Origin of the sequence: Amycolatopsis orientalis DSM 43388, from assembly GCF_000411975.1 — a bacterium.
GTDB classification, from domain to species: Bacteria; Actinomycetota; Actinomycetes; order Mycobacteriales; family Pseudonocardiaceae; genus Amycolatopsis; species Amycolatopsis orientalis_D.
Genome location: NZ_ASXG01000064.1, coordinates 1 through 11,910, shown reverse-complemented (window position 1 = coordinate 11,910; position 11,910 = coordinate 1). Strand labels below are relative to the sequence as shown.

Below are 11,910 nucleotides of genomic sequence, written 5' to 3'. Positions count from 1 at the left end.
AGAGCTACCGCTCATCCGCAGGTCAGGGCACAATTGCCGGATGCCGGTGTCCTCGAAGATCCGCGAACGCTGCCGTGGCCTGCTGGCCGAGGGGGACGTCGTGCAGTACGTGTTCCCCGCCACATCGCTGATGGTGTCGATGATGGCCGCGCACCGGAACTTCCTCGTCGTGGTCACCGATCGGCACGTGACCGTGCTCGCCTGCGGCACTTTCCGCCGGTGGAAGCCCGTTTCGGTGTGGGCGCAGCTGCCGCGCTCCACTGAGCTGGGCCCGGTGGACACGCATCCGTCGCTCGGGCCGACGGTGTCGTTCGGCGGCCTGGTGCTGGAGATCGACGAGGAGTACGTGGCCGTCGTGCGCGCCGCCGACCTGGAACGGAGCGAGGACGCGCTCCCTAAGGACCCGTTCTGAGTTCCAGCGCCTCCGGCCACACGTCCCGGTAAGCCGGGACGCCGGCCGCGGAGGTCGCGGACAGCAGACCGTGCACCATCGCCCGCGCGAACACCCTCGCCGCCGCCGAGCACAACGCGTCCAACGCGCCCGCTCGCGCCGCCACCGCGAACGAACCGGGCTCCCCCGGCAGTTCCTGTGCGCCCGTCGCCAGCGCGAACACGGTGTCGCCGTCGAACATCGAGTGCGCCGGACGCACCGCGCGCGCCAACCCGTCCTGCGCGGCCACCGTCAACCGGCGCGCCTCGGCCTTCGTCAGCGCCGCGTCGCACGCCACCACCCCGATCGTGGTGTTCAGGTCGGTGCGCTGATCGGGCACCTCGCCGGGCCGGTCCGGCCAGCGGACGCCGAACTCGCCGTTCACCTCGTGATCGGCGGCGAAGGCCCGCCCCGTCGCGAAATCCACCGCCTGGCCCGCCGCGTTCACCGCGACGATGGCACCGACAGTCACGTCGCCGACGACCTCGCTCGCCGTGCCGATGCCGCCCTTCAGCGAACCGACCACCGCGCCCGTGCCCGCGCCGACGGTACCCATCGCGACGGCTTCTCCGGCGGCTTCGCAAGCGGCGTAACCGAAATCGGCGTCCGGCCGATTGCCCCACGCGCTGCGCGGCAGGTCGAACAGCACCGCGGCGGGCACGATCGGCACCACCTCATATGGTTGCGCGCCAACGGGAAACCCGTGGTTCCGCTCAGACAGCCACCGCATCACGCCGTCCGCCGCCGCGAGCCCGTACGCGCTTCCGCCGGACAGACAGACCGCATTCACTTGCTGCACCAGGTTTTCCGGCTCCAGCAGGTTGGTTTCGCGGGTGCCCGGCGCGCCGCCGCGCTGATCGACCGCGCCGGTCGCGCCGTCCGGCACGAGCACGACAGTGGTTCCGGAAGCCCAGCCGTCGCCGAGCCGCTGATGCTGGCCCACGAGCACGCCGGGAACGTCGGTGATCTTCCCGCCGGTCACCCGGTCAGCGCCTGGATCAGCGTCTCCTGCACCCATGTCAGCCAATGGTAGACACCGAGATGGGGCGCGCGGGGGTCGTCGTCCGGCAGCTCGTCGGGCATGTCCTCGGTGACGTCGAGCGCCGTGCCCAGCGCCAGCCGGACGTCGTTCAACGCGCCGAGCCAGGCGTCGGCCTGCTCGAAGGAAAGCTTCACCGAGCCGCCGTCGCGCGGGAGCGTGTCGAGCACGATCTTCGCGACGCCGACCTTCTTCTCCAGCAGCTCCGGCTCGTGCAGCGACCGCATCGCCGCCGCCGAATCGAGGTCCTCGCGGCTCGGGTTGTCCGGGTCGAGCCGGTGGAAGTCCGGCAGCAGCCGCGACAGCACCGGATCGTCCGGCGATTCGGTAGGCCCGGTGCGGATCCCGGTCAGCTCGGCCAGTTCGTCCTGCGGGGCCTCCTCGGCCCGGGCGGTGAGCATGTCCTCGAGCTGCCCGACCAGCCCGCGCAGCACCGCGGCCTCCTGCTGCTCGAACCCGGCGAGGATGGTGTCTCCCTTGCGCCGCCAGGCCTTCACGAGGGCTGTTCCATGGTCGCCCACAGGCCCGCCGCGTGCAGCTTCGCCACGTCGGTCTCCACTTTTTCCTTCGAACCGGACGACACGATCGCCCTGCCCTTGTTGTGCACGTCGAGCATCAGCTTCGTGGCGTGGTCCCGGCTGTAGCCGAACAGCTTCTGGAAGACGTACGTCACGTACGACATCAGGTTGACCGGATCGTTCCAGACGATCGTCCGCCAGGGCTGGTCGGAATCGGCCAGCTCGGCCCCGAGTGGATCGACCTGCGTCTGTTCGGATGCGACAGGCGTGGACATGCACACCATGGTGTCACGGGGCCGTCCCGGTACGCCGCGCCAGGTCCGTCCATGTGAGTGAATAGGCTGCTCCCATGGGTTCCCCCGAGCCGGTCACCAGCGCCAGCACGGCGCTGCTCACCGACCACTACGAGCTGACCATGCTGGCGAGCGCGCTCGCGGACGGGACGGCCGACCGCCCGTGCGTGTTCGAAGTCTTCGCGCGCCGGCTACCCGACGGCCGCCGGTACGGCGTCGTCGCGGGCACCGCGCGCGTGCTCGACGCGATCGCCGACTTCCGGTTCACCGACGCCGAACTGGCCATGCTGGAGCAGACCGCGGTCGTCGACCCGGAAACGCTGGCGTGGCTGGCCGACTACGAGTTCCGCGGCGACATCGACGGCTACCGCGAAGGCGACCTGTACTTCCCCGGGTCGCCGATCCTCACCGTCACCGGCAGTTTCGCCGAAGCGGTGGTGCTGGAGACGCTGGTGCTGTCGATCCTCAACCACGACAGCGCGATCGCTTCGGCGGCGGCGCGGATGTCCGGCGCGGCGCACGGCAGGCCGATCATCGAGATGGGCGGACGGCGCACGCACGAGTACGCCGCGGTCGCCGCCGCGCGCGCCGCCTACCTGGCCGGATTCGCCACCACGTCGAACCTCGAAGCCGGCCGCCGCTACGGGATCCCGACCCGCGGCACGGTCGCGCACGCGTTCATGCTGCTGCACGACAGCGAGGAAGCCGCGTTCCGCGCCCAGGTCAGCAAGATGGGCCCGGACACCACTCTCCTGGTGGACACCTACGACATCACCGCCGGCATCGAGGCGGCTGTGCGCGTCGCCGGGCCGGAACTGGGCGCGATCCGGATCGACTCCGGCGACGTCGGCCCGCTCGCCCGCAAAGCCCGCGACCAGCTCGACGCGCTCGGCGCGAAAGACACCCGCATCGTGGTGTCCGGCGACCTCGACGAGCACGCGATCGCGGCGCTGCGCGCGGAGCCGGTGGACGCTTACGGCGTCGGCACCTCGGTGGTAACCGGATCCGGCGCGCCGACCGCCGGGATGGTGTACAAGCTGGTCGAGGTCGACGGCAGGCCGGTCGCGAAACGCAGTGCGCACAAGGAATCCCGCGGCGGGCGCAAGCACGCGCTGCGCCGGCACCGCAGCACCGGGACCGCGGTCGAAGAGGTGGTCTGGACCGCCGCGAGCGGCCGCCCGGAACCCGGCGAGAACGATCTCGAGCTGCAGATCCCCCTGGTGCGCGGCGGCGTGCCGGTGGATGATCTGCCCACGCTGGACGACGCGCGCGCCCGGCTGCGGCGCGCGCAGGTGAGCCTGCCGTGGGAGGGCCTCAAGCTCTCGCACGGCGAGCCCGCGATGCCGACGACTTTTCTGTAGGGAGCGGACCATGACAACCGCGCTGATCGTGGTGGATGTGCAGAACGACTTCTGCGAGGGAGGCTCGCTCGGCCTGCCGGGCGGAGCGGCCGCCGCGACGGCCATCTCGCAGCGGATGGCCGAGGGCGGCTACGCGCACATCGTCGCCACCCGCGACCACCACATCGACCCGGGCGACCACTTCAGCGACACGCCCGACTTCAACACCAGCTGGCCGCCGCACTGCGTCGCGGGCACGGCGGGGGCGTCGTTCCACTCGGAACTGGACGTGGTGCCGTTCGAGGCGGTGTTCTCGAAGGGCGAGTACAGCGCCGCGTACTCCGGTTTCGAAGGCAAGTCCGGCGATGGCAAGACGCTGGAGGAATGGCTTCGCGGGCACGAGGTGACCGACGTCGACGTGGTCGGCATCGCGACCGACTTCTGCGTGCGCGCGACCGCCCTGGACGCCGCGCGGGCCGGGTTCGCCGTGCACGTGTTGCTGGACCTGACCGTCGGCGGTTCGCAGCCGACGGTGGACGCGACGCTGAAGGACTTCGACGAGGCAGGCGTGCGCTACACCGGCACGCCCGCCTTGCCGCCCTCGTGAGTGTTTACGCCGGTTAGAACCGGCTCTGCCGCTCACGAGGCTGGCGCGCCGCCCTTGCCGTACGGATTGCACGCCGCGGTGCCGAGGTAGATGTCCCCGCTCGCCGGACCGCCTTGCGGGAACAGCTTCACGTGCACCGCGTGCGTGACCAGGCTGCCGTCGGCGGGCTGCGGCGTCACGGTCTCGTTCAGCGTGATCGTGGCCAGCGCCGTGCCCGCCGCGCCGCCGGGGATGGTGATGCGGTAGTTCGCCGGGATCGACGACGGCACGGTGAAGCCGGAGACCTCGCCGATCGACATCGACCCGGTGCTGCCCGAATCCGTCGTGGTGGCGCAGCCGGCCGAGTAGGTGCGGACCTTCAGCTCCGGCCCGCCGTACCGGGTGAGCAGGTCGGATTCGAACCGCTGCCCGCCGGCCTTGACCTCGGCGACCGGGCCCTTCCGCTCGCAGGCGGTGCCGCCGAAGCCGAACACCGCGACGTCGCCCGCCGCGCCGCCGGCGGTGCGCGCGGAAGCCGGTCCGTCGGCGTCGCAGCGGGCCAGTTCGCCGGTGACGACGTGTTCGCGGTCCACCAGAACGTCGAGGCTGCCCGCGGAACCCCAGCCGGTGGACGTCGGCGGATCGGCGTGCGCCGCCGCCGGCGCCGCCGCCAGGAGAACCCCGGTGACCAGCAGGATCCGTCCGCGCATTCGACCTGTCTCCCTTCGCCCGTGCTTCGACATCGGCAGCGCGGCGGGGGTCCCAAACGTCGACGGTCGCGGCTCACCCGGACGTGTGGCGCAAGACAGGGGTGGTGAGGAACGCAACTTGTCCCGTTCCGTCGCCTCGCTCGACGATAACCTGCCCGGACGTCCGTTTTCCGTGGTTGGAGGTCCCGTGTCGTCACTGTCTCTCCCGGCCCGCCGTCAGGTGCTGGCCGACCTCGTGCCCGGCACTCTGGTGCGCGACCTGGCGCTCGTCGCCGGCGGCGCCGTGCTCACCGGCGCGGCCGCGCAGCTGATCATCCCGCTCCCGGGAACGCCGGTGCCGATGACCGGCCAGACTTTCGCCGCGCTGCTCGTCGGCGCGACGCTCGGCATGCGCCGCGGCGCCGCTTCGCTGCTGCTGTACTTGCTCGTCGGCGCGGCCGGCGTGCCGTGGTTCCAGGGCGGCACCTCCGGGCTGTCCGGCGCCTCGGCCGGCTACATCGTCGGGTTCGTGTTCGCCGGCGCGCTCGTGGGCGCGCTCGCCCGCCGCGGCGGCGACCGCACTCCGCTGCGCATGGCGGGGACCATGGTGCTCGGCAACGCCGTGATCTACGCGTTCGGCGTGCCGTGGCTGATGGCCGCCACCGGATTCGACCTCGCCACCGCGTTCGACAAGGGCGTCACGCCGTTTCTCCTGGGTGACGTGCTGAAGACGGTGGTCGCGGCCGGCGTGCTGCCGCTCGCGTGGACCGCGGTTTCGCGGTTCCGCAAGGAAGACTGAGCCGTACCTCCGGGAGCTTCGGTCCGGCGCGAGGGGTCCGTTCGCGCCGGATCGAAGATCCTGTCGGACCTGGCGGCTATCGTGTCTCGCTGTGCCCGCCCGAACCGATTTCCCCGGCGTCCTCGAACTCCTCACTCACGCGGTGGAGTCTGTCGGCGGCGCTGAACGCCCCGGCCAGGTGAAGATGGCCGACGCCGTCGGCCATGCCATCCGCACCGGCGAGCACCTCGCCGTGCAAGCGGGGACGGGCACCGGCAAATCGCTGGCCTACCTGGTGCCCGCGATCCGGCACGCGGTGGAGAAAGACACCACCGTCGTCGTCTCCACCGCCACCATCGCGTTGCAGCGCCAGCTGGTCGACCGCGACCTCCCGCGCCTGGCGAAGGCGCTGAAGAAGCCGCTCGGGCGCGAACCGACCTTCGCGATCCTCAAGGGCCGCCGCAACTACCTGTGCCTGCACCGGCTCGACACCGGTCCGGCCGACGAGCCCGAGGACGCGCAGCTGTTCGACCCGTTCGCGGTGTCCCGGCTGGGCAAGGAAGTCACGCGGCTGCACGAGTGGGTGTCCGACACCGAAACCGGCGACCGCGACGAACTGGTGCCCGGCGTGTCCGACCAGGCGTGGCGGCAGGTTTCGGTGACCGCGAGGGAATGCCTCGGGGCCGCGAAATGCCCGGTCGGCACCGACTGTTTCGCCGAACGCGCGCGAGCCGAGGCGGGCAAAGCCGATGTCGTGGTCACCAACCACGCGCTGCTGGCCATCGACGCGCTGCAGGGCTACCAGGTGCTCCCGGAGCACGACCTGGTGATCATCGACGAGGCGCACGACCTGGTCGACCGGGTCACCTCGGTCGCGACCGGCGAACTCACCAGCGCCATGGTGTCGGCCGCCGCGCGCCGCTGCGGAAAGCTGATCGACGCGGGCATCGCGGACCGGCTGCTGGAGTCGTCCGACGGGCTCGCGCTGATCCTCGACGACATTCCCGCCGGAAGGCTCGACGCGCTGCCCCGGCCGTTGCAGGGCGCGATCCCGGCGGTGCGCGACGCGGCGAAGGAATGCCTCACCGCGCTGGGCTCGGATCGCAAGGAAGACGTCGGCGAGGCCACCGCGCGCAAGCTGGCCCGGTCGCTGCTCGAAGAAGTGCACGACACCGCGGTGCGGCTGCTCGAGGCGTACGACGAGGACCTGGCGCACCAACGCGACGTGGTGTGGGTGACCGGCGACAAGTACTCGGCGAACCCGCGGCCGCCCGCGTTGAAGGTCGCTCCGCTCGGGGTCGCCGGGCTGTTGCGGGAACGGGTGTTCAACCAGAACACCACCGTGCTGACCTCCGCGACGCTCACCCTCGGCGGCGAATTCGACACGATGGCACGGCAATGGGGTCTCCCGCCGAGCGGCGCGCGCGTGGTGAAGTCGCCGGGCACGGCCACCGACAAGGAAGCGCCCTCGGACGAGGAAACCGGCCCGAAGTGGACCGGACTGGACGTCGGCTCGCCGTTCGACCACCGCCGCAACGGCATTCTGTACCTGGCGAAACACCTGCCGCCGCCGGGCCGCGACGGGCTGGCCGAGTCCACAATGGACGAACTGGCCGGACTGGTCGAAGCCGCCGGCGGCCGCACCCTGGGCCTGTTCTCCTCGATGCGCGCGGCGAAACAGGCCGCGGAGGCGATGCGGGAACGGCTCGACTACCCGATCCTCTGCCAGGGCGACGACGCCACGCCGTTGCTGGTGCGGCAGTTCGCCGAAGACGCCCGCACCTGCCTGTTCGGCACGCTCACGCTGTGGCAAGGCGTGGACGTGCCCGGGCCGTCGCTGCAGCTCGTGGTGGTGGACCGGATCCCGTTCCCGCGTCCGGACGATCCGGTGTCGTCAGCTCGCCAACGCGCGGTGGAAGCCCGAGGCGGCAACGGATTCCTCACCGTCGCCGCGACGCACGCGGCGCTGCTGCTGGCGCAAGGCACCGGACGCCTGCACCGCTCGGTCACCGACCGCGGCGTAGTGGCGGTCCTGGACTCCCGGCTGGCCACCGCACGCTACGGCGGTTTCCTGCGCGCGTCGTTGCCGCCGTTCTGGCCGACCACAGATCCGCAGGTCGCGCGCGCCGCGCTGAAACGACTCGACGCGGCCGCGCCCGCCTGACCGAGCGCACCGGACAGGCGGGTACGGTGAGCGGAACGAACACGACAGGGAGCACCGTTGACCCAGGATTCGTCCAGCGCACAATCCCGGACCGTCAGTGTTGACGACACCGGGGTGCGGCGCCGGCTCGCCGATGGCAGCGAAGAGGCTGTGACGTGGTCGGAGCTGCAATCCGTCATGGTGAGAGTCATCCCCGACGGCCCCTGGAACGAAGACGTCTTCTTCATGCTGGTCGGCAACGACGGCAAAGGCACCGCGGTCCCGAGCGGCGACCCGGCCGCGGACGCCCTCATCGAACGCCTGCAGACCTTGCCGGGTTTCGACAATGAGAAGTTCATCGAGGCGATGACCACGGACGCCGACCAGGCGTACGTGGTGTGGCAAAGCTGAACCGCTGCGCTTCGGGGTTCGCCGCTTTCGCTGAGAGCTGCTGAAGTCTTTGCTGGGCAATGGGCTGCGTCGCTGGCGGTTCCGGGTGTGCAGTGAGGGCCTTTGCCGCGGTGACTTGGCACGGGACTGCTCGGCGCTGCAGCTCAGCCGCCAGCCTGCGACGGCGGGCCTGGAAACCACGCCGCAAATCCATCCACGGTTCACCGGCCCCTCCGCCACGGCCGCCGCTTGTGCGCGGCAGATCGGGCGCTGCGGAAACCTCCTGCCGCCAACGCCGCTCAGTGGCGCTCGACCGCATCCGCCCGCTCCTCCGACAGCTCTCGACCACCTACCGCAAACGCTGCTCAACGCCCCCATCAGTGCGACTGGCCGCCCCGGCTCGCAACCGCCCTAGCGAAACCCCGTCAGCAAACGCCGCTCAGCAACCCCGCCACGGCAGCCGCTCGCTCCGACAGCTCTCGACGACCCTGGTGAACACCTGCGGCAGACGTCGCGCAGCCAGCCCACCACTGCGGCCGCCCGCTCCTACGATTACTCCCGACCACCCCGGCAAAACCGCCCACCACGCCCGTTGACCCGACCGCGCCAAGAACCGCTGCCACCGTCGCCCAGCAGCGCACCTCGCTCCACCACCGCGTAGGCCCCGCACCCTCAGCGCGAGAACCCGCCGTGTCTTAAGCCGTCGGGAAGGTCTCCGTCACCGGAATGGCCTTCTTCAGCGTCCGGCTCACCGTGCACAGCCGCTCGATCGCCCGGTCCACCGCGCCTGCCAGGGCCGCTCGCTGGTCGTCGTCGAGCGACGAGACGTCGACGTCGAACGCGACGTGCACCGCGTCCAGCTCAGATGCTCCTTCGCGTCGGTCGGCGGTCACCGAGACCCGGAATTTCGAGTCCTCTCCGACCCGCCGCGTGATCAGCTGCTCGGCCGTCACTGCGGAGCAGCCCGCAGCGGCGATCTGCAGGAGTTCCGCCGGGGAGAACGCGCCCTCCGCACCAGCCCGGCCCAACCGCACTTCCGCGCCGCGCTCGTTGCGGCCGACGAAGGCGTGCGTGCCTTCGCGCTGTACTTCCAAGGTCATCCGAGACGCCTTTCCACCCGTCGGGTCACTGCATTGGCCCAACCGCGCGGGTCACGCCGATGTTCCGGGCTGCTGCGCGAGCACGGTGATCGTGCCGGGGTCGACCTCGGTGAATCCCGCGTCGCGGACAGCGACGACGCGGTGGTCGCGCCAGCCCGCCTCCGGGTCCTCGAGCGGGCACAGTTCCTTCCACCGGGCCGGGCTGGGCGTGCGGACCGCGACCCGGTAGTCCTTCGCCGCCCACGCCGCCAGTTCGTCGTCCGGCAGCAGCGACGCGAGGATCATCGTGGCGTGCCCGACCTGCGCGGACGCCTTGCCGACGGTCATCGGGACGTCCGGGTTCAGCATCAGCAGCGGGACGTCGGCCGGGGCCGGGCCGGGGGTGTCGGCGGGCAGTTCGCTGCCGGAGATCTGCAAGCGCGCGACGTCCTTCGGAGTCTCCTTGACCAGCCCGGGCACGAGGGCCCGCGCCTGTGCGCCGTCGACCTCGACGGTGATTCCCGGCTGGTCGAGCACCGCCTGCCAGTGCGCGCCGCGAGCCCGGCGCGCGACCTTGCGGATGCGGTTGTCGAGCCACGCGTGAACCGGCTCGGCCCAGTCGCCGCCCGGCTGAGCGCGTTCGTCCAGGCAGACCGCCAGCGCCGCCGCGGCCGCCGCTTCGAGCAGCGCGGTGCGGCCGGGCGGTTCGGCGCGTTCGATCCGCAGGATGATCGGCATCGCGCGGACCTCGTCCGGGTTCTCGTCGGACGTGTCCGAGGTGTCCTCGGCGGGCAGGCCGAGCCACGAGGCGTACCGGCTGCGCAGCGGTTCGAGCAGAGGGTTCACGGGCGGACCAGTTCGAGGCCGTCGGCCGCGTCCGCCGCCTCGACCTCGGCGCGCGTGACGCCGAGGACGAACAGCACCGCGTCGAGATACGGGTGCGAGAGCGCGGTGTCGGCGACCTCCCGCAGCGCGGGCTTGGCGTTGAACGCGACGCCCATGCCAGCCGCGGCCAGCATGTCGATGTCGTTGGCCCCGTCGCCGACCGCGACGCACGCGCCCAGCGGGATCCCGTACTCCCCGGCGAACCGGCGCAGCGCGGTCGCCTTGCCCGCGCGGTCCACGATGTCGCCGACCACGCGTCCGGTGAGCTTGCCGTCCACGACCTCCAGTTCGTTGGCCGCCGCGAAGTCGAGGCCGAGGTCGTCCACGAGATGGTCGATGACCTGGGTAAACCCGCCGGACACGACGCCGCAGCGGAACCCCATGCGCTTGAGCGTGCGGACGGTCGTGCGGGCCCCCGGGGTCAGCTCGAGTTTCGCCGCGACCTCGTCCAGCACGCTGGCGGGCAGCCCGGCCAGCAGCGAAACGCGCCGCTCCAGCGACTCGGCGAAATTCAGCTCGCCGCGCATCGCGGCCTCGGTGATCTCGCGGACCTGCTCCTCGACCCCGGCGTACGCGCCGAGCATCTCGATGACCTCGCCCTGCACGAGCGTGGAATCGACGTCGAAGACCACCAGCCGCTTCGCCCGGCGCGTGATGCCCGCGCGTTCGACGGCGACGTCGATGTTGGCCTCGGACGCCGCGTCGGCCAGCGTGGACCGGAGTTCGGCGTCGGTCTCTTCGGTGTCTTCGCGCACCGAGACGTACAGCTCGAGCCCGGTCACCGGGTAGTCGGCGACGCTGCGGATCGAGTCGATGTTCGCCCCGACGCCCGCCAGCCGCCGCGCGACCTCGGAGAACGCCCGCGCGGTCACCGGGCGGCCCAGCAGGACGAGCACGTGCGACGAGTCGCGCCGGCCGAGCGCGAACGGATCCTCGCCGATCGCGTCGCCGATCCGGACCTCGACCTCCATGCCGACGGTCGCCATCGCCTGTTCGACGGACTCCTGGAGCCCCTCCGGGTCGCGGTAGACGCCGGCGAGCACGCCGAGCACCAGCTGCCCTCGGATGACCACCTGCTCGATGTCGAGCACGTCCACGTCGTGCCGGGTGAGCACGGCGAACAGCACGGACGAGACCCCCGGCTTGTCCGGGCCGGTCGTGGTGATGAGGACGGGAGTCTGGCTCACTGGTTCGGTATCCCTCGTTCGTCTCGGCGCCGACGCTCAGGCCACGGCGAGTCGGCACGCCCAGTCTGGCCTCCGGCGGCGGCGGGCAGAACGCCCCCGTGCCGTGCTTCACACCGCTGGCACCACTAACGGGCGACGAGAGGCGCGAGGCGTGGCCGGGATAGGTCGTGAGAGGCGGGCCAGCCACGAACTCCGCGGGCCAGATGCGAGCGCGGCGGCCGGGCGCGAAGGCCGTGCAGCTCGGGACAAGCACCGCCGCCCGGCACGAGCCCCAAGCGACCCGGCATCTGCACCGCTACCAGCTACAACCGCCAAGTGACCCGGCACAAGCCAGCGCCAGGCGTGGAGGGCGGGAGACGGACGTCGCGGGCAGTGGGCGGGCGCGGGCGCGGTCGAAACCGGCGGCAAGCGCCAAGACTCAATACCCGCGCGCGGCCCCGACCCCGGCCTCGGCACCGCGCGCGGGTCGGCCCGGTTCGGCGCAGCGCAGCTCGGCGCGGCGGGGCGCGGGCCAGCGCGGCGCGGCTCGGCGCGGCTCGGCGCAGCCCGGCTC

General features: G+C 71.6%; 13 protein-coding genes. 6 read left to right on the top strand and 7 right to left on the bottom strand.

Going from position 1 to position 11,910, the window contains the following annotated elements; all coding sequences use genetic code 11:
- Positions 1-40 precede the first annotated feature (40 nt).
- Entirely contained in the window at positions 41-412 is a 372-nt protein-coding gene (locus tag L942_RS11145; RefSeq protein WP_037358501.1) for a hypothetical protein, read from the top strand.
- On the opposite strand, the gene L942_RS11140 is transcribed toward L942_RS11145, so the two are convergent.
- From L942_RS11140 to clpS, 3 genes are read right to left on the bottom strand one after another with little or no spacing between them, the layout of a single operon-like run.
- The gene (locus tag L942_RS11140; RefSeq protein ID WP_051165880.1) at positions 396-1,448 is read right to left on the bottom strand and encodes a P1 family peptidase; all 1,053 of its coding nucleotides are present in this window, start codon (positions 1,446-1,448) and stop codon (positions 396-398) included. The two genes, L942_RS11145 and L942_RS11140, sit on opposite strands and share 17 nt — an antisense overlap.
- Complete coding sequence (locus L942_RS11135) at positions 1,409-1,966, bottom strand: DUF2017 domain-containing protein (RefSeq protein ID WP_037358499.1); 558 nt, start codon at positions 1,964-1,966, stop codon at positions 1,409-1,411. The genes L942_RS11140 and L942_RS11135 overlap by 40 nt, the downstream gene beginning before the upstream one ends.
- The gene (gene clpS, locus L942_RS11130; RefSeq protein WP_037358606.1) at positions 1,963-2,262 is read right to left on the bottom strand and encodes an ATP-dependent Clp protease adapter ClpS; all 300 of its coding nucleotides are present in this window, start codon (positions 2,260-2,262) and stop codon (positions 1,963-1,965) included. Before clpS ends, L942_RS11135 begins: the two co-directional genes overlap by 4 nt.
- Positions 2,263-2,336: 74 nt before the next feature.
- Between clpS and L942_RS11125 the strand changes: the two genes are divergently transcribed.
- Both L942_RS11125 and L942_RS11120 read left to right on the top strand, forming a co-directional pair.
- Complete coding sequence (locus tag L942_RS11125; protein ID WP_037358497.1) at positions 2,337-3,641, top strand: nicotinate phosphoribosyltransferase; 1,305 nt, start codon at positions 2,337-2,339, stop codon at positions 3,639-3,641.
- A gap of 10 nt (positions 3,642-3,651) precedes the next feature.
- A complete protein-coding gene (locus L942_RS11120) occupies positions 3,652-4,227 on the top strand; it encodes an isochorismatase family protein (RefSeq protein WP_037358495.1) in 576 nt (191 codons plus the stop codon).
- 32 nt (positions 4,228-4,259) lie between these two features.
- Here L942_RS11120 and L942_RS11115 read toward each other — a convergent pair whose 3' ends face one another.
- The gene (locus L942_RS11115; protein WP_051165879.1) at positions 4,260-4,916 is read right to left on the bottom strand and encodes a choice-of-anchor P family protein; all 657 of its coding nucleotides are present in this window, start codon (positions 4,914-4,916) and stop codon (positions 4,260-4,262) included.
- Positions 4,917-5,103: 187 nt separating this feature from the next.
- Between L942_RS11115 and L942_RS11110 the strand changes: the two genes are divergently transcribed.
- The 3 genes from L942_RS11110 (at position 5,104) to L942_RS11100 (ending at position 8,227) form a co-directional block, all read left to right on the top strand.
- Positions 5,104-5,694 carry a biotin transporter BioY gene (locus tag L942_RS11110; protein ID WP_037358601.1) on the top strand — a complete coding sequence of 197 codons (591 nt, stop codon included), beginning with the start codon at positions 5,104-5,106 and terminating at the stop codon, positions 5,692-5,694.
- Positions 5,695-5,785: 91 nt separating this feature from the next.
- The gene (locus L942_RS11105; protein WP_037358491.1) at positions 5,786-7,837 is read left to right on the top strand and encodes an ATP-dependent DNA helicase; all 2,052 of its coding nucleotides are present in this window, start codon (positions 5,786-5,788) and stop codon (positions 7,835-7,837) included.
- A gap of 57 nt (positions 7,838-7,894) precedes the next feature.
- Positions 7,895-8,227, top strand: a complete 333-nt coding sequence (locus tag L942_RS11100; RefSeq protein ID WP_009082506.1) for a hypothetical protein — start codon at positions 7,895-7,897, stop codon at positions 8,225-8,227.
- Between the two features lie 674 nt (positions 8,228-8,901).
- On the opposite strand, the gene L942_RS11095 is transcribed toward L942_RS11100, so the two are convergent.
- Genes L942_RS11095 through serB form a run of 3 tightly spaced genes read right to left on the bottom strand, consistent with a single transcriptional unit; the run spans position 8,902 to position 11,357 of the window.
- On the bottom strand, positions 8,902-9,306 hold the full coding sequence (locus L942_RS11095) for an OsmC family protein (RefSeq protein WP_037358486.1): 405 nt from the start codon (positions 9,304-9,306) through the stop codon (positions 8,902-8,904).
- Between the two features lie 51 nt (positions 9,307-9,357).
- A complete protein-coding gene (locus L942_RS11090) occupies positions 9,358-10,131 on the bottom strand; it encodes a peptidyl-tRNA hydrolase (protein WP_037358483.1) in 774 nt (257 codons plus the stop codon).
- Positions 10,128-11,357, bottom strand: a complete 1,230-nt coding sequence (serB, locus tag L942_RS11085) for a phosphoserine phosphatase SerB (RefSeq protein ID WP_037358476.1) — start codon at positions 11,355-11,357, stop codon at positions 10,128-10,130. The genes L942_RS11090 and serB overlap by 4 nt, the downstream gene beginning before the upstream one ends.
- Positions 11,358-11,910: the final 553 nt, after the last annotated feature.